Origin of the sequence: Pseudanabaena sp. UWO311 (assembly GCF_006937785.1) — a bacterium.
Taxonomy (GTDB): Bacteria; Cyanobacteriota; Cyanobacteriia; order Pseudanabaenales; family Pseudanabaenaceae; genus Pseudanabaena.
Genome location: NZ_SJEE01000043.1, coordinates 21,538 through 39,197 on the forward strand (window position 1 = coordinate 21,538; position 17,660 = coordinate 39,197).

Genomic DNA, 17,660 nt, shown 5'->3' on the forward strand with positions numbered 1-17,660 from the left:
AAGGCTCGCGTCGCAAGCCTTTTTTATTAAATACCACCGCCTTCCGAAAACCCTTCATATTCTGGAGGATGGTCAAAATGATCAGCGCGATCACATGGCGTAAGGTGGCGAGGGCGAACATTCTTGAGCAATTCTGAATCAATAATATAGTTGTTAATGGGATGTAAGGTATGAGCCTCGGCATGTCTTTCCAACTGTTCAACACGACCAATCAGCGATCGGATGACATCGCCTTCAGGATCGGGAACCTGAAAATGATCGAGAGCGGAAACTTTTACACCATGACGATGCACAATCCGTCCAGGAATGCCAACTACGGTGCAATCTGGAGGCACGCATTTCAAAACAACTGAGCCAGCGCCAATCCGCGAATTGCTGCCAATTTCAATATTGCCTAAAACCTTTGCGCCAGCGCCAATAACTACATTGTCACCGAGGGTGGGGTGACGCTTGCCTGATTGTTTACCAGTACCACCAAGGGTAACGCCTTGATAGATCAATACATATTCACCAACGATCGCAGTTTCACCAATTACCACGCCCATACCGTGATCGATAAATGCACCCATGCCAATTCTCGCGCCTGGGTGAATCTCGATGCCCGTTAGGAATCTCGCAAATTGCGAGATCATGCGGGGAATCACGGGTAACTTAAGAGTATGCAGCCAATGAGCAAAGCGATATAGGGCGATCGCATGGAGTCCTGGATAGCATAGCAGCACTTCTAGCCAGTTACGCGCAGCAGGGTCGCGCTCAAAAATGATAGCGAAGTCAGCTCGCAATGTCTTGATAATATTTTTCAACGGTTTTAAAACCCTTTTTTAAATGCTACTGCTGATTTTAAGATCCTAACGGATGCTTTGTATCAAAAGTAACTACCCTTTGGAGTGAGTATTTGTTGAAGTATTGTGAAGTAACTCTTTTATTTGCTAAGTAGCTCAGATCAAACGAAGCACATAATTTCTTGAAAGTGTTGCAAAGCAGCACTTTCAAGAAATTATGTGCTTCGAGTTTGAGCGCAAAGCGCTATATTTCAGAAATCACAAAAAAGCTTGATATCTTGCCAAATGCTTTCTAAATCTTTACCAAGAGCATGGTCGTCGTCTAATAACCTTAAAGTAACTTGCGATCGCCTTTTGGCAAACTCTTCACTGAGAGATGCTGGCACAACATCATCATGGATGCCGTGAAAAATAAGAGTAGGTAGCGATCGCGTGAGCTTTTCCTCGGAATATTTTTGAGCATCAGTAAAAAATTGAAATTGTAAATTTACATTACGCTTCATACCGTAATGATAAAACTCGCGAATTTCATCTTGTTGCCATTTAGTAACATTCTCTTCACCTAATGCTTTGGAGATTCTCTGACTAAATCCAAAAGCAGGGGCAAACAAAACTAGTTTTTGGACTTGTGTTTTTTGGGCGGCAAGTTGCACGGCTAAAAATCCACCAAGGCTAGAACCAATCACCACAAGTGGTTCGCTGTTATCGAGATAAGTGCGATCGAGGTATGTAAGTTGGTCTGAGAGCGTCGTAGTCGAAAAGTCGGTGAGATTGAGATCGGGCACATGCAAAGTTAGCCCCACTTCGGCGAATTTTTTCTGCATAAATTTTGCCTTGGTAGACTGTGGACTAGACGCAAAGCCATGTAAATATAAATAATTCATTTGAATTCAGGAATGATGTAATTGATGACAGCCCAGAGAGATGACTGGTTTCCTACTCCGATTTGGCACTTTGATATTCCTAATTATGAGCAGCTAAACAAAAAACTGCTGAAAGCAATTTATGATGAAAAGCAGAAAGACCATCAAGGTGTTAGTTGGTCAAATGGACTTGGCTGGCACAGCAAAGATAATTTAAATCAACATGCAGACTTTCAAGCGATCGCCAAAATTGCCACAACCAACGCACTAGAGTCTGGACAAGAGATTGGTTTTGACTTAACAAAGTTCACAATGATTATCACGAATTGTTGGGCAGTTGTAAATCCAAAATTCGCCTTTAATTTTGTCCATAATCATCCGAATTCGGTTCTCAGTGGAGTCTATTATGTGAAGGCTGAGGAGAACTGTGGGGGCATTTTCTTTAGAGATCCTCGTGATGTCGCTCATATGTTTATGCCTGCACTTACAGAACTCTCTCCTTGGACGATCCAAAAGATCACCTATAAAGCAACTGAAGGTAAAATGATCATCTTTCCAAGTTGGCTAAATCATGGTGTGGAGCCGAATCTCAGCGATGAAGAGCGTGTTTGTATTAGTTTTAATATCAGCATGACTTACAAAGATTTACGTTGAACTAAAAACTAATATTTTCTATGTTGTCTGAATTAATTATCACTTTTCATCATACGATCTCTGATGGCTTATCTGGAGCTTATCTAATTCGAGATGAAGTTCTTCCAATTGGATTGATCTCACCATGCACTATTCATTGTAATTAGCGATTACTTGCGAAGCGATCGCTTATTTCGACAGACTAGGCTCAACTACATTGGGAAAACTTGCAAAATTCCTTTTTACCCAATCCATACCCACCTCATTATTTAGCTTCACTTTCTGCGGCGAATTGGGATAAATCTTGCCGAGAATATCAGCATCTTGGTCAACTATGACCTTGGCAAAATCTAGGAAAGTTTTACCGAATACTATAAACATGGGATGGTTTACCTGAGCAAACAATAAAATATAGGTACGAGTGCGATTTTCATCTTCTGGAACAAAAAAATGGCATTGAGTGATTTTACCTAGAGAAGTTTCAGTGCAAAAAATCACAAAAGATGGGAAGTGATTCTCTAAATGAGCTTTTAATCTAGAAGGTAAAAGGAATAAATCTGGTTTTTTAATTTTTTCCGTCAAGCTATAGGGAGCCGTGGGCATCTCGTAGAAGGCATGGGATAGATGTCCTTGATCAATAAATTTCTGAAAATGAACTTCCGTAATCCGAAACAATTCTCGATGTGTTCCGTTTTGGTGATTGTAGTCATGCATATTCAGCAGCATCGTCAACAAATCTGTCTTAACACTGCGATCGCCTGTATGACCGATAAATTTATAGCTTTTGACAATCTCATTCAAAACGTTGGGAATCTCTACCTTCGGTTCACATCCTCCATAAGTCCAGATGAAATCACCCTGCACGATTAGCTCTAATGGTTTCAAAAGTGGCAAAGTTTTTTTATGAGTATCAGGCAGTACTGTGCAACCTGACGCATCAAAACGCAAGGCATGGAACGGACAAGCGATCGCGCTTTCACCATTACTTTCTATTTCACACCATCCCTCAGACAACATCGCTCCCATATGCGGACAAGCATTCGGCAAAGCATGAACATTGCCCTTAGCATCTTTCCACATTACATAATCATTACCATATACAGAGACTTTGCTCGGCTGATTAGTTGCTAACATAGAGGTATGGGCAATCAACCAAGGTGCACCTTGCAGCATAGAAGCCATGACAATACCCTCTCGATATAGTTAAATATTTATAAAATCATGAATAATCTGTCGCTTTTGAATATATGACGAATGATTCGTATTTGTCAACAAATAAATCTACTGATGGTTTGCGTCGCCAACCTAGCCAAAAACGCGGCAAAGCTCGCGTTGAAAAAATTCTAGAAGCTGCCGCAGCTGTATTTGACGAGGTGGGTTATGAAGCTGCAACTACCCATCAGATCGCCGCCAAAGCAGGTACAGCCGTTGGTTCTCTGTACCAATTCTTTCCCGACAAGGCAAGTATTTTCAACACAATGGAATTACGCCATACGGAGAGGGTTAAATCGATGTGGGCGCAGACTGATGTTGCAGCAATAGTCTCATTACCGCTACGGCAGATGATCAATTTGCTTGTAAAAGCTATTTCGCAACTATTTGCACATCCTGTATCACGAGTAATGTTTATCCAGTTTTATACAAACCGTCAAGTCTTTCAGTCTATAGATGAAAGCATGACTCAGGAAGCTATCAACTTTCTGGCGGATATTTTGCGGCATAGAAATCCATTGTTAAATGACTTGCAGTTAAGTCTGTTATCTGAGGTTTGCGTTCATAGCAGTAATGCTGTAATTTTGTCAGCACTTCGCAACCCCGATTTGCAACATCGACAAATGCTAGCTCTGGAAATAGAAGATTTGCTGGTGGCTTATTTAGAGCCTTATGTCGGCGATACAGTTGGGGATAAAATCCATAGTGTAATGAAAGTAATGATATGTCCTCATTGTTACTCTAAGCAGATATCAAAAAATGGACAGCGTAGAGGTAAGCAATGTTATCTATGCAAAAATTGTGGAAAGCAATTTGTTGAAACTATCGGGTGAATTGAGTTTAATTCACCTATGTCAGGATCAATCGCATAACTCAATAGGAGTCATCCATGAATCGCCCATTCCAGCATCAATATACTCTTCTTGCGATCGTGATATTCAATCTTGTTTCGACTTGGCTGCACTATAGCGACAATGCCATATTTTTGGATCAATATCCTGGCCCCGAATGGTTTACACCTATGGGTGTTTGGGCTACTGTAATCGTGATGACACCGATTGGACTATGCGGTTATTGGTTATATACAAAAGGCTCATTCTTGATCTCCTATTTATTTCTAGGTGCTTACTCCATTACTAGTGTTTCAAGTCCAGGACATTACCTCTATCCCATGACTATGCCAATGTCATTAAAAATGCATGGGCTAATTTGGCTTGATGCTTTATCAGGATTATCTTTGATTGGGTTCTTATTGTGGTCATCTGCGATCGCACAAGAATGGCGTAGAGAAAAAGTTGAGAACTAAAGATAGGTCAGATTTCGCAAGTCCCTAATTAGCGAGGTGAGCATTTCCCACCCTACTACTTTAGGATTGCCTTAGTCGGTATTCTTGTGTATTGGAATTGTTAGGTAGTTAATGGATGTGCTTCTAGTACTTCAAGGCAGTATGTATTTCGTCCTTGTTGCTTCGATTGATAGAGGAGATTATCGGCAATTTGCAATAATATTGCTGGAGAACTAGTTTGATCTGGAACTGCTGTGGCGACTCCCAAACTAATCGTGACGTAACCCGTTATTTTAGAAGAACTATGAGGTATTTCCAGATTTTTAATTTCATTGAGAATACTTTTTGCAACGCGCTCAGCACCACTACTATTGGTGTTTGGTAGAACTACAACAAACTCTTCACCACCATAGCGGGCAACCAAATCTGAAGCTTGTCGAGTTGCTTGTCTCAGGGCATTAGCAATTTTGATCAAACATTCATCTCCAGCCAAATGCCCATAGGTATCGTTGTAAGCTTTAAAATAATCAACATCGCACATAATCAATGATAAAGGCTTCCCAAGATTTGCTAGACGTTCCCATTCATGAGCAAGGAACTGATTAAGCTGACGACGGTTCAAGATTTGCGTTAGTTCATCTACACTCGATAGATGTTCTAACTCTACATTTGCAATTTGGAGTTTATCATTGAGCTGCTGCAATTCCTTTGTCTGTTGATCGATAATTCCCTGCATTTGCTCCATGACATGATACATTTCAGTCGGGTCGAGCATTTTCAACATTTGAGTTTGAGTTACAATTCCAGCCAATTCACCTGTTGCATGTGTGATTACCAATCGACGGACATTTAGCTCCTGCATTCGCTGATGAACGCTCCAAAGAGAATCCTGAGGATACATTGTAGAGAGTGGTGTACTCATCACATCTTTGGCAGGAACTTGAGTAAAATCTAAATTCAATTTATGAAACCGCACAACATCTCGCTCAGTGAGAATCCCTATAGGTGATAGGGTTTGAGGCTCGACAATAACGACACAACTGATCCGATGGATTGCCATCTGTTGAGCGACCACAAGAATTGAGTCGGATGGCAATCCATAGATCACCTGCTGACTCATTACTTCCATTACGCGAACATAACGAAGTAAATATTCAGGCTTTAGAAGATTTCGGATGCTATGAGGTGTAACAACTCCCACTACCTGATTTTGTTCGTCTATAACTGGAAGGTGACGGATTCGATTTCTGCTAAATAGTCGTGATAGTGCAAAGATATCTTCAGTTTCAGAAATTTTTAGTGTAATGACTTCTTTCGTCATCAACTCAGCTAAAGTCAGGATTTCAACGAGGTTTGTGTTTGTTGTAACGCGGACGACATCTCGTTCTGTGAAAATCCCCAGCAGCTTCTTATTCTCAATGATGATGGCACAGCTTGCTCGTGATTCTGCCATCATCTCGATCGCTTTCTTGATCGATATGGAAGGTGGTAAGGAGAGGAAAGATTTTTGAATCGGCGTATCTGGATTTTCTGATAATATCATTTATTTAACTTGTCATATTACTTTATAATACCAATTTTCACGATGGCAATGCGATTTTGAGAAACTAGAGCTACTAATGGATTTAGTTTTCAGTACCCGAAATTGTAGGCATACTTTTCGGAAATTAATATGAATTTATTGCAAAACTTTTTAACTTCTATATTCTCTACTTCATATTTTCCCTCTGTGATTGTGTTCCAATAACATCTAAATAATTCTGATTTTCCATTCCCTAATAGATTCTGTGAGTTAATGATTAGCGATAAAAATCGAAAATCCCCAAAAAATCGCCAAATCTCTCTGAGATTAGTATTGATTATTCCCTTTGTTTTACAAATTGTCGGTGCAGTTGGTTTAGTTGGTTATCTTTCCTATAATAGTGGGCAAAAAGCAGTAGAAAATATTTCTAAATCTTTAATGAGTGAGGTAGGCGATCGCATTCATGAAAACCTAAAAAACTACTTTCGTAAACCTACAGAAGTTCTCCAAAGTAATGCTAATGCCATTAAACTCGATATGATTCCTTGGCAAGATTTTGGTAGTTTAGAGCAGTACTTTAGGCAACAACTGCAAGCTTTTGATGGCATCGGTTCTTTAGGTGTTATTAATAGACTTAATCGGAAATAAGTGAAAGCCTTACTACATAAGGTTTTCAGAAACACCCAAGAAATCGATAAAATGCTTATTGCATAAGAGTTTGATGGCATTTTGGCTGTTTTATTTCCGATTAAGTCTAATGAACAAAAAGAACTTTTGATTTTACAAAAAAATGACGATAATTCTCAGATGCTTAGTATCAGAGATCAATCAACTAATTACTTTTTTAATAGCTACATTGCCGACGATCAAGGAAACCGACTTAAACTAGTTAGAAGTTCCAATAAATTTGATACCCATAAATATCCACCAAACGATCCTTGGTATGAAAAAGCCAAAAAAGCCAATCGGTTGATTTGGATAATTAATGTTGAACGCATTAAGACTGATAAATCTGCCTTTGTTGCTTTAAACTTTATGCCCTTTTACGATCGCAACAATGTCTTTCAAGGAATTGTTGGTTCGTCAGTATCTTTAACACAACTGGGGGATTTCTTAAAAAGCCTAAAAATAGGCAAAACTGGTCAAGCTTTTATTATAGATCGAGAAGGCTTAGTGATTGGCACTTCCACTGGAGAAGATCCTTTTAGTAAGGAAATAACTACACCAACTCCTAAACAAAACTCTAGTAGAAATAATTCTATTTCCCAACGCCGACTAAATGTTCTTAATAGTAGTAACTTCTTATTTCAAAAAATATCTATTTATTTAAAATATTCCTTTAAGAGTTTTTACCAAATTAAAAATAGTCAAAATCTTAGCTTAATTATTGATAACCAGAAATATTACATTCAAATTGTTCCATTTCAGGATCAAGTAGATTTGGATTGGTTAACGGTTGTGATTATTCCTGAATCTGATTTCATGGCAGAAATTCAGGCAAATACTCAATGGACAATTGTTCTATGTAGTTTTACCTTATTAATTGCTATTGGAATTGGTATTTTGACTGCACGTCGAATTACCAAGCCGATCCAGAAATTAAGTCGAGCAAGCCAAACGCTAGCGCAGCAAGAATGGCAAAAATCTTCACTCGAACAAGACTTTTTAGGCTTTGAGGATATTACAGAATTAGCAACCTTATCGGAGTCTTTTAATCAAATGGCAACAGAGCTACAAACGTCATTTGCAACATTAGAAAATCGAGTGGAAGAACGTACCATAGAGCTAGTTATTGCTAAAGACAATGCAGAAGTGGCAAATCAGGCAAAAAGCACTTTTATTGCCAACATGAGCCATGAACTGCGATCGCCTCTTAATGCAATCATTGGTTTCTCGCAGCTTACGTTACGCACCAAACATTTACCATCTGCACAGTATGAAAATGCAGGAATTATTCAGCATAGTGGAGAATATTTACTAACTTTAATCAATAATGTATTGGATTTTTCTAAAATTGAGGCAGGGAAAACGACTCTCAATCAAAAGGATATTGACCTCTATCAATTGCTTGATGATTTGGACGATATGCTGCATCTGCAAGCTGTAAATGCTGGATTAGAGCTAATCTTCGATCGCGGTGATAATTTGCCCCATTATATTTATACAGATGGAGTGAAATTACGTCAGGTTTTACTAAATTTATTGAGTAATGCGCTGAAATTTACGCATCAAGGCGAAGCGGTTTTGAGTGTCAATTCTATAGAAAATCAAGATCCTCAAGAATATACTTTAAATTTCAGCGTTCGTGATACGGGAGTGGGGATTTCCTCTACAGAATTAGCCAAATTATTTGAGGCTTTTAGGCAAACAGAATCAGGACGAGAAGCTCAAGAAGGAACAGGATTAGGATTAGCAATTAGTCGTCAGTTTGTGCAGTTAATGGGAGGAGACATTACGGTCGAGAGTCAATTGGGTAAAGGGACAACTTTTAACTTCTCAATTCAGGCGCAATTAGGTAAGGAAACTAGTAATGAAGAGACTGAGCCAAGACGAGTCATGGCGATCGCCCCCAATCAACCGACTTACAAACTTTTAGCAGTGGATGATAAAGCGATTAACCGTCAATTATTAGTGAGGCTCCTCGCCCCTTTAGGATTTGAGATTAAAGAAGCCAGTAACGGACAAGAGGCGATCGCGATTTGGGATGAGTGGGAACCACATTTAATCTGGATGGATATGCGGATGCCCGTGATGGATGGTTATGAGGCGACTAAATATATTAAATCCACCAGCAAAGGTAATGCTACGGCAGTAATTGCTTTAACTGCAAGTGTGTTAGAAGAAGAAAAAGCGATCGTGCTTTCGGCGGGCTGCGATGACTTTGTTCGTAAGCCTTTCAAAGAACATATAATTTTTGATACTCTTGCGAAGCATATAGGCGTGCAATACATTTATCAGGAGATAGCTCCTGAAGGTACAATTAGCGATCGCCTCGAGCTGGTATTGTCATCTACAGATTTAGCCGTAATGTCTGAGCAATGGCGATCGCAAATATACAAAGCTTCACTTGAAGCTGATAGTAATCGCGTTACAGAACTGATTCAAGAGATCCCTAACCAAGAATCGCATCTAGTAAAAGTTCTCAAGCAACATAACCGTCAATATAAATTTGATGAAATACTAGAGTTATTATCTTAGATGAGAAAACCATGTATCAATTAGTTAAAGGGGCTTTAGTGAATCTTGATTCTCTATCTAAGAAAAAAGGCAATATTCTCTTAATTGACGATTTACCAGAAAATTTAAAGTTGTTAACTGAGTCGCTCTCTAAACTTGGCTACACAGTTCGTTGTGCTATCAGTGGAAGTAGAGCACTTAAGACTATAAAGTCGAAACTCCCCGACATAATTATATTAGATGTGAAAATACCAGAGATGGATGGATATCAAATTTGTGAAGCTTTTAAAGCCGATCCTGATTTGCGTGATATTCCCATACTATTCATCAGTGCGTTAGACGAAGCTTTTGACAAATTAAAGGCATTTCAAGTGGGTGGTGTGGACTATATCACGAAGCCCTTTCAAATCGAAGAAGTCGTGGCTCGTTTAGAAGCTCATTTAACGATTCAGAAACAACATAGAATCTTGCAAGAAGAAATTATAAAACGCAAGGAAATTGAAGAAATCTTATATCAATCCAGAGCTATCCTTTCTGGCATTTTAAATAGTTCATTAGATGGAATTGCGGCTATGCAAGCAGTCCGAGATCCGCTTACGGGCGATATTCAAGATTTTTGTTGCTTGGCGGTTAATCCCATTGTCTCTAAAGTCCTCAACCATAAGCGTGAAGATTTAATTGGCAAATCATTCCTGAAAGAGCTGCTTAAAAAAATTTCTCCAGACTTATTCGATCGCTTTGCGAAAGTTGTTGATTCGGGCGAACCTTTAGATGAAGATTTTCACTATGTTTCAGGGGATTCTTGTTGGTATCACTATGTTGTCGTGAAGTTAGGCGATGGGTTTGCGATTACGATCCGCGATATTACCACCCGCAAGCAAACTGAACTCGCTTTACAGAACTCAAATGACAAATTGGAATTAATTGCTAATTTAGATGGTTTAACCCAGATAGCCAATCGTCGCTGCTTTGATGATTACCTAGCAACAGAATGGCTACGCCATCAAAGAGAACAAAATCCTCTCTCACTAATCCTGATCGATATTGACTATTTCAAACGCTACAACGATAGTAATGGGCATCAGGCTGGAGACGATTGTTTAATTCGAGTTGCACAGGAAATTGCTAGAGTCACACAGCGTCCAACTGATTTAGTAGCTCGCTATGGTGGCGAAGAGTTTGCTGTGATCTTGAGCAATACAAATATGGAAGGGGCGCTAAAGGTTGCATCAACCATCCAAACCGCGATCGCCAATCTCGCAATTCCTCACGATAATTCTGATATAAGCGATCTTATTACCCTGAGCATTGGTGTCGCTAGCCTGATTCCCTCATCGGAACGGCGTATCGAAGGCTTAATTGCCCGTACCGATCAAGCGATGTATGAGGCAAAAAATCGAGGAAGAAATCGGGTGATCGCATCACTTATACGATAGATCGTCATCTCACTCATCTCCAAATAATGCTCTTGCTGTAAGGCTTTAAAAAATCGAATTTCTTGGTAACGAAAAATTAAAGACACCGACGACAATTCTGATCTCATAGTCACGCCACCATATTTTGGGGATCAATTATTTTATGTAAGCCCTTAAAACCCAAAGGAGAGTTGCGGCGCGAAGCGCCGCAACTCTCCTTTGGGTTTTAAGAAACCTAACTGATATCATGGGATAAATTATTTAGTTAGTAGGAGCAATAGCTATGGGCGAGTCAAAGCGCCGTAAGGAAGTCATGGGTGAAAAGTATGGAAGCTCAGAGCCGATCGCATCTTGGATACCTTTTTTAACCAAAGACAAGGCTGACACATTTGTGAAAGTTTCTACCCAAGCGGCTTGGTATGGCATTGGTGCAATGGTAGTCATTTGGGTGACGATTCGGTTTATTGGCCCCGCCTTTGGTTGGTGGCATCTTGCCGATTAACCTATGACCTGTCATTTATTAATTCCTGCGGCGGGTAGCGGCAAACGCATGGGGGCCGATCGCAATAAATTGCTGCTACCACTGCTAGACAAACCAATTTTGCAATGGACTCTAGAAGCCGCGATCGCGTCAGAAGCGATCGCTTGGATCGGCGTAATGGGACAACCCCATGACTATCCAGAATTTCAAAAGATTTTTAATGAGATTAGTCAACTTAAACCAATTCGACTAATTCAAGGTGGAGCAACCCGTCAAGCTTCTGTATTTAATGGCTTAAAAGCTTTACCAATAGACTGCGATCGCGTTCTAATTCATGATGGCGCAAGATGCTTAGCCACTCCTGAATTATTTGATCGCTGTGATGAAGCTTTGCAAAAGATGCAAGGTTTCATTGCGGCTGTTCCCGTCAAAGATACTATTAAAATCGTCGATGGTCTAACCATTGTCGATACCCCCAACCGCGATCATCTCTGGGCTGCTCAAACTCCCCAAGGTTTCCAATTAGAAGTGATCAAAAATGCTCATCTCACTGCAATAGAGTTAGGATGGGAAGTTACCGATGACGCGGCTTTATTAGAAAAAGTTGGCTTGGCAGTACAGATTGTGATGGGAGAAGAAACTAATCTCAAAGTCACCACTCAACAGGATCTAGCGATCGCTGAATTTATTTTGAAGCAAAGAGATGTATAAAAAAAGATGGAGTGCGAAGCACTCCATCTTTTTTATGCTTTGAGACTTCGCAATACGACCAAGAGTTCGGAATCTTCGCGTTTAAAAACTGGCAAAAACTCAATATGCTTATAACGGACGATGCCGTGAATATCGATGATGCAGTAGGCGCGTTTACTACCAAACAAACCTGCAACCCCATATTTTTTGCAAACATCTTGGTTGCGATCGCTGAGCAGGGGAAACTGTAAGCCCAACTTTTTGGAAAAAGCAATATGTTTTTCGATTGGGTCAGTACTAATACCTAAAATCTCTGCTCCAGCTTCACGAAACTTTGTCCAATCATCTGCAAAGCACTGCATTTCATTAGTACAAAGAGGCGAAAAATCCCCTGGGTAAAATGCTAGTACGACGTTTGTTTTGCCTTGGTAGCGACTGAGTGTAATATCACCGCGATCGCTAGGTAAAGTAAAATCTGGAGCTTTTTGACCAACTTCGACAGACATAGAATTTCCTGTATTACCTTTTGATTTGGGATTTAGACTGGAGCATAGTACTTGTTCCGCAGCCAACCATAATCTTATCAAGAATACTCACCATGGAACATTCTAAACTTCAAAGCCCTAATCACCTAATGACGATTGAGCTATCTAGTGAACTTTATACAGCTTTGCTAAAACAAGTCAAAACAACTGGCAAAACCGAAACTGAGTTAGTTGTAGAGGGATTACGACAGATTTTAAGTCAGCCTGATGGCAAAAACACAGAAAAAGATCGTTTAGCGATCCTCGAAGCTAATTTAGAAAAAAAGCTCAAGCAATATGTAGACAGCTTAATCAAAGATCGCCAAAGCAATGTTGCTGCAAACCCAGAAATAAGCGATCGCAAATCATTGGAGCGAGTTCTACCAATTCCCACAATTAGACCATTACAAGTAGGCGATCGTGTATTAATTCTTGAGCCCGATAGTCCTTATTACATGGCAAAACTGTTAGTAATTCGCACTAGCTTAATTAGGGCAACAGTGGATACTGATACAGGCGAAAAAACATTCTTAAAAAGAGATTTACGTTTTGTTGAATCTAGTTCAGAAAAGTAAAAGCGACACTTTTAGTCAATTTCTTATTTTAAATTTACCCCACCCTAGCCCTCCCCTTGCAAAGGGGAGGGAACAAGATTTCTAGTTTTTCTCCTTTGCAAGGGGAATTTAAAAGGGGTAAATCCGACTTATTTTTTGGCGAGGGGATGTTATTTACAAGAAAAGTACTTACTTCCTAACTTTGGGCGATCGCAGAACTTTGATGGCAGTGAATCCAGTAATTGCGCCATAGATTGCCCCTTGCAAAGCGCTAGCCAATATTGTGGATTTCGCCATATAGCCAAAATATAGCCCCAAAGTACTTAGCGACAAAGCGATCGGGCTAGCAAGTAGCCAACCACCCGCCGCCCGAAATGATTTGAGTAATTGCCATTGGCAAATACCAACAATAGTCCCAATAAGTGCAAAATCAATCATCAAAATTGATAGTGATGGCATGTTTTGCGCATGAGAACGTAGTGATAGGTTTGGCAGGAAAAATACAATCGCTAGCCCCAAAATCCATCCCCACATAGTTAGTGGCAACCACCAGCCTTCCTTGGCAAAGCGATCGCGCAGCACTAAAGACTGAGCGATCGAAATCCCCACTCCATGCAGTATTTCATTGAGAAAAATACGCGATCGCATATCATAAGGGTCTTCCCAAACAAAGCTAGATAACAGCATATTGCCAATAACATTTGCAATCAGCCATAGCAACCAAAAGCTCCGTCCTACTTTTTTTGACATAGACTTTTGACATAGACTAAAGGAAAACAAGTTAAACCATGACAGATACAGTATCAGGTAAATTAGCAGGCAAGAGAGCGATCGTTACTGGTGCAAGTAGCGGTATTGGCAAAGAGGTAGCATTACGACTATTAGAATCAGGCGCACAGGTGAGTCTGGTTAGCCGTAATCCCGATCGCATTCTCCACGAACTACCCGCAGGTAGCAATGCTAAAGGCTATGCGATTGACCTTGGTGATATCTCTCAAGTCTCAGCAAGGATACAAACAATTGTTGCTGATATGGGCGGCGTAGATATTTTAATTAACAACGCTGGCATGGCTTATATCGGTGAATTGATCGATATGCCCCTGACCGAATGGCAAAAATTGTTTGATCTCAACTTAACCAGTATATTTCAGTGTCTACAAGCAACGTTGCCAACCATGCGATCGCAAAAAAGCGGAAAAGTAATTAACGTTGCTTCGATCGCTGCTAAGCAAGGGTTCCCTAATTGGGGCGCATATTGTGCCAGTAAATTTGCGCTACTGGGCTTAACTCAGGCGATCATGTTAGAAGAGCAGCCGCACGGCATCAAAGTCATGTCTATCTGCCCTGGCTCGGTCGATACGCCCCTATGGGATACCCTAGGTGATAAAGTGCCCCCAAGTTTTAATCGTGCAGCCATGTTAAGCCCAGCGACTGTTGCCGATGCAATTATGACTTTGGTAAATCTTCCTGCCGATGCGATGATCAATGATTTTGTGATCATGCCTAACGCAGAAGCTTTTTGAGCCTATGGCTATTTGATGGGGGAATTATAGCTGTCGCCATTCTTGCTAGGACATAAAACCCAAATAGTGTGAGGTGGCGCTTTGCGCCACCTCACACTATTTGGGTTTTGATTTGTCCTGATACGGGTGACTATAGCTATATCTACCCCCTTCTAATACCAAAACACAAAATGGCGTAGCCATTTTGTGTTTAATTGCGACATAGTGGTGCAACCACTATGTCGCAATTAAACACAAAGCCCAAAAGCCTGTATTGTCTGTCTAGCAGGCAATACAGGCTTTTGGGCTTTGTGTTTTGTTTTTTATAAAAAATTTGAAGACAGATTAATTTTAGATAAACGTTCTTTGTGTCAAGTAAATACTCTATCTGCTTCTATAAATTTTATGGATCACAAAAAATCAATAAGTATTTGCTTATAGATGATATTGCAACGTAAAGACTATCCAAATCCAATTAGCCCTATAGAGGTTTTCAAATGAGTATGTATTTGAAACCCAAAAACTCAATCCCAGTCAGGTCTTTGAGCTTTTAGCCTACCGCATAAAAAACAAAAACCGCTATATCTATCTTACGGATGGAATTAACTGAAACTTAACCATAATCACTTATAGCAGCTAAGGAATAGTCTAGAATTATGAATGAATGTTAAATCAAGACAAAAAAATTTCAATCTATTGAGAGAAGCAATAACTCCCGCAGATCTGCGAATATGGGAGAATATATTAAATTTTATAGTTTGAATTGCTAGTTAAACACCTTTTTATGCTGGTGGAGTTAGTTTGATTCAAGCGCAAAATTTTTGATGTTTAATTACTGTTTTCTCGGCATTTTTTCGGCTTCCTCACCTTTAAGTTAATTCACTGGATATCTAGTAAGTATCACACCATGACGATCAGTATTTCTCGCCCTGTCAGCAACACTTCTGAGAACGATTCAAAACTCGCCAAAGTCATCGAATCTCTACCCACTAGAAAAGCAATCTCACAAATTATTCGCGATCGCGTAATCGCGGCTGGCGATCCTTTCTTTGCCAATGACACGATCGCTCATCACATCAGCGATATTGAACGCGAAGAGCTAAAAAAAGAAATTGAAGGAAAACTACAAGGAGTCTTTGACTCTTTGATTATTGATACCGCGAACGACCACAACACTAAAGAAACGGCTCGTCGCGTAGCTAAGATGTATGTAGATGAAGTGTTTAAGGGGCGTTATCATCCCATGCCTAAGGTTACAGATTTTCCTAATGCTAAAGAACTTGACGAAATCTATACTCTTGGTCCAATTACAGTCCGTTCGGCTTGCTCTCACCACTTTGTGCCAATCGTAGGTCAGGCATGGATTGGGATTGTTCCCAGCGATCGAGTAATTGGCATATCAAAATTTAATCGCATCGTGGACTGGGTGATGAGTCGTCCTCATATTCAAGAGGAAGCGGCGATTATGGTTGCTGATACCATTGAAGATTTGATCAAACCTAAAGGACTTGCCTTTGTGATCAAAGCGCAGCATATGTGCATGACTTGGCGTGGAGTCAAAGAACCTGAAACTAAGATGGTTAACTCGATCGTGCGCGGTTCTTTCAGACAAGATCCATCGATGAAAAAAGAATTCTTTGATCTGATTCGCGCCCACGGCTTTGGCGACTCATAAAGTGTTATTAAAACCCAAAGGGCATAAACGGCACTATGTGCCGTTTATGCCCTTTGGGTTTTAATTTGTTATGGCTAGCATCTATAGTGATTGGTAGCAGAATTTATATTGAAGATAATGAAAAATTGGCTGAAGCGATCTTTTGATGTGATTTTTTTGGTGGCGATCGCAAGTTGTATAAGCCTAAGTATATTGCTAGGAACTGTATTTGGTGATGCTCATCCCGTGCAAGCAAAACTTACCGATGATACCTATGACGGTAATATATTTGCTCTCTATGGAGGCAATGGCTCCATTGTTCCACCTCGAATTAGCTTAGCTGAATCCCTTGAGCTAGGTCGAGCCGCAATGTTAGTTTTTTATGTCGATGACAGCGCTGACTGTAAGCGCTTTTCGCCCATTCTCAACTTGGCTCAAGGATTTTATGGTAAAACGATTAGTCTGATTGCAGTTCCTGTCGATAGCTTAGACTTACAAACAAACAACTACACCCCAGCCGACGAAGCATATTATTACAAAGGGACAGTGCCCCAAACAGTACTAATTTCTGGTGAAGGCAAAGTTACTTATGATCGCGAAGGGCTGTTTGGATTTGAAGAACTAGACTCGGCAATTCGTGACTTACTGCATCTACCTGATGCTCCTCCCGAATTAAAATTCCGTAAAACCGATAAAGTCATCAACGAATTGAATCCCTAAAGAAAAAAATTGTGACGCGGCTTCGCCGCGCCACAATTTTTTTCTTAAACGCTCTCCTTGTAAAGTGATGAATGAAGATATTGTCTTAGATTTAGATTTGGTGCGTCAGCAACTAGCAACTCGTGCGGCAAATTTGTCGATTCCTCAAATCGAGAAGCATTTATTCCTATGTGCTGATCAGACTAAGCCCCTCTGTTGCCAAAAAGAGATTGGCTTACAAGCATGGGACTATCTCAAGCGCCGTATTAAAGAACTCGATCTCGAAACAAAAATCTTTCGGACTAAAACTAATTGCTTGCGCGTATGCGATCGCGGCCCAATTTTATTAGTCTATCCAGATGGGGTTTGGTATCACTCAGCAACTGTCGAAGTACTAGAGCGAGTACTGCAAGAGCATATTATTGGTGGAAAAGTCGTCTCTGATTACGCCTTTGTGTCTCCAGAAAACTAAGGGACTTACACAAAATATAAAACCCCAAAATATAGCGGCGGGCTACGCCCGCCGCTATATTTTGGGGTTTTATATGGATCATTTTTTCTTTGGAGTTCCCTAAATCCAAGAGTTTTGTTGAGAGTGTTGCCTCGCAACACTCTCAACAAAACTCTTGGATTGTATGACATTGACTACTGAGAAAGAGCAGCTTTG

The 17,660-nt window shown here is 40.3% G+C and carries 19 protein-coding genes; 13 read left to right on the forward strand and 6 right to left on the reverse strand.

Translation table 11 applies throughout. The annotated features are described in order from the left end of the window. Nucleotides 1-26: 26 nt before the first annotated feature. Together cysE and PseudUWO311_RS22065 are read right to left on the reverse strand one after the other, a co-directional pair. Nucleotides 27-794 (reverse strand): serine O-acetyltransferase, encoded by a 768-nt coding sequence (cysE, locus tag PseudUWO311_RS22060; RefSeq protein WP_223807692.1) that lies wholly within the window; start codon nt 792-794, stop codon nt 27-29. A gap of 239 nt (nt 795-1,033) precedes the next feature. Continuing rightward, nucleotides 1,034-1,666, reverse strand: a complete 633-nt coding sequence (locus PseudUWO311_RS22065; protein WP_142657386.1) for a YqiA/YcfP family alpha/beta fold hydrolase — start codon at nt 1,664-1,666, stop codon at nt 1,034-1,036. Between the two features lie 24 nt (nt 1,667-1,690). On the opposite strand from PseudUWO311_RS22065, the gene PseudUWO311_RS22070 reads away from it, so the two are divergent. Beyond that, nucleotides 1,691-2,299, forward strand: coding sequence for a TIGR02466 family protein (locus PseudUWO311_RS22070; protein WP_142657387.1), 609 nt, complete (start codon nt 1,691-1,693; stop codon nt 2,297-2,299). Between the two features lie 168 nt (nt 2,300-2,467). Here the strand turns inward: PseudUWO311_RS22070 and PseudUWO311_RS22075 are convergent, their stop codons facing one another. Further along, nucleotides 2,468-3,460, reverse strand: a complete 993-nt coding sequence (locus tag PseudUWO311_RS22075) for a Rieske 2Fe-2S domain-containing protein (protein ID WP_142657388.1) — start codon at nt 3,458-3,460, stop codon at nt 2,468-2,470. Nucleotides 3,461-3,525: 65 nt separating this feature from the next. Between PseudUWO311_RS22075 and PseudUWO311_RS22080 the strand changes: the two genes are divergently transcribed. Next, a complete protein-coding gene (locus PseudUWO311_RS22080; protein WP_142657389.1) occupies nt 3,526-4,323 on the forward strand; it encodes a TetR/AcrR family transcriptional regulator in 798 nt (265 codons plus the stop codon). Between the two features lie 56 nt (nt 4,324-4,379). Further along, entirely contained in the window at nt 4,380-4,796 is a 417-nt protein-coding gene (locus tag PseudUWO311_RS22085) for a hypothetical protein (RefSeq protein WP_142657390.1), read from the forward strand. Between the two features lie 100 nt (nt 4,797-4,896). Here the strand turns inward: PseudUWO311_RS22085 and PseudUWO311_RS22090 are convergent, their stop codons facing one another. Continuing rightward, a complete protein-coding gene (locus PseudUWO311_RS22090; protein WP_142657391.1) occupies nt 4,897-6,318 on the reverse strand; it encodes a diguanylate cyclase domain-containing protein in 1,422 nt (473 codons plus the stop codon). Nucleotides 6,319-6,570: 252 nt separating this feature from the next. On the opposite strand from PseudUWO311_RS22090, the gene PseudUWO311_RS22095 reads away from it, so the two are divergent. The 5 genes from PseudUWO311_RS22095 (at nt 6,571) to ispD (ending at nt 12,081) form a co-directional block, all read left to right on the forward strand. After that, nucleotides 6,571-6,945, forward strand: coding sequence for a hypothetical protein (locus PseudUWO311_RS22095; protein ID WP_142657392.1), 375 nt, complete (start codon nt 6,571-6,573; stop codon nt 6,943-6,945). An 81-nt stretch (nt 6,946-7,026) separates the two neighbouring features. Beyond that, on the forward strand, nt 7,027-9,495 hold the full coding sequence (locus tag PseudUWO311_RS22100) for a hybrid sensor histidine kinase/response regulator (RefSeq protein WP_142657393.1): 2,469 nt from the start codon (nt 7,027-7,029) through the stop codon (nt 9,493-9,495). An 11-nt stretch (nt 9,496-9,506) separates the two neighbouring features. Next, a complete protein-coding gene (locus PseudUWO311_RS22105; RefSeq protein ID WP_190303615.1) occupies nt 9,507-10,910 on the forward strand; it encodes a diguanylate cyclase domain-containing protein in 1,404 nt (467 codons plus the stop codon). A gap of 262 nt (nt 10,911-11,172) precedes the next feature. Further along, on the forward strand, nt 11,173-11,391 hold the full coding sequence (locus PseudUWO311_RS22110) for a DUF2839 domain-containing protein (protein ID WP_103669593.1): 219 nt from the start codon (nt 11,173-11,175) through the stop codon (nt 11,389-11,391). A gap of 3 nt (nt 11,392-11,394) precedes the next feature. Continuing rightward, nucleotides 11,395-12,081, forward strand: a complete 687-nt coding sequence (ispD, locus tag PseudUWO311_RS22115) for a 2-C-methyl-D-erythritol 4-phosphate cytidylyltransferase (RefSeq protein WP_142657394.1) — start codon at nt 11,395-11,397, stop codon at nt 12,079-12,081. 32 nt (nt 12,082-12,113) lie between these two features. On the opposite strand, the gene PseudUWO311_RS22120 is transcribed toward ispD, so the two are convergent. Next, entirely contained in the window at nt 12,114-12,566 is a 453-nt protein-coding gene (locus tag PseudUWO311_RS22120; protein ID WP_142657395.1) for a peroxiredoxin, read from the reverse strand. Nucleotides 12,567-12,658: 92 nt separating this feature from the next. Here PseudUWO311_RS22120 and PseudUWO311_RS22125 point away from each other — a divergent pair, with 92 nt between their 5' ends. Then, on the forward strand, nt 12,659-13,159 hold the full coding sequence (locus tag PseudUWO311_RS22125) for a hypothetical protein (RefSeq protein WP_142657396.1): 501 nt from the start codon (nt 12,659-12,661) through the stop codon (nt 13,157-13,159). 168 nt (nt 13,160-13,327) lie between these two features. On the opposite strand, the gene PseudUWO311_RS22130 is transcribed toward PseudUWO311_RS22125, so the two are convergent. Next, nucleotides 13,328-13,888, reverse strand: a complete 561-nt coding sequence (locus PseudUWO311_RS22130) for a hypothetical protein (protein ID WP_142657397.1) — start codon at nt 13,886-13,888, stop codon at nt 13,328-13,330. Nucleotides 13,889-13,926: 38 nt separating this feature from the next. On the opposite strand from PseudUWO311_RS22130, the gene PseudUWO311_RS22135 reads away from it, so the two are divergent. The 4 genes from PseudUWO311_RS22135 to PseudUWO311_RS22150 all read left to right on the forward strand — a co-directional run bounded on the left by PseudUWO311_RS22135 (nt 13,927) and on the right by PseudUWO311_RS22150 (nt 17,465). Beyond that, nucleotides 13,927-14,661, forward strand: coding sequence for an SDR family oxidoreductase (locus PseudUWO311_RS22135; RefSeq protein WP_142657398.1), 735 nt, complete (start codon nt 13,927-13,929; stop codon nt 14,659-14,661). 886 nt (nt 14,662-15,547) lie between these two features. Beyond that, nucleotides 15,548-16,315, forward strand: coding sequence for a GTP cyclohydrolase I (gene folE, locus PseudUWO311_RS22140; protein WP_190303616.1), 768 nt, complete (start codon nt 15,548-15,550; stop codon nt 16,313-16,315). Between the two features lie 117 nt (nt 16,316-16,432). After that, complete coding sequence (locus PseudUWO311_RS22145; protein WP_142657399.1) at nt 16,433-17,014, forward strand: thylakoid membrane photosystem I accumulation factor; 582 nt, start codon at nt 16,433-16,435, stop codon at nt 17,012-17,014. A gap of 67 nt (nt 17,015-17,081) precedes the next feature. Further along, on the forward strand, nt 17,082-17,465 hold the full coding sequence (locus PseudUWO311_RS22150) for a (2Fe-2S) ferredoxin domain-containing protein (protein WP_142657400.1): 384 nt from the start codon (nt 17,082-17,084) through the stop codon (nt 17,463-17,465). The last annotated feature ends 195 nt before the right edge of the window (nt 17,466-17,660 follow it).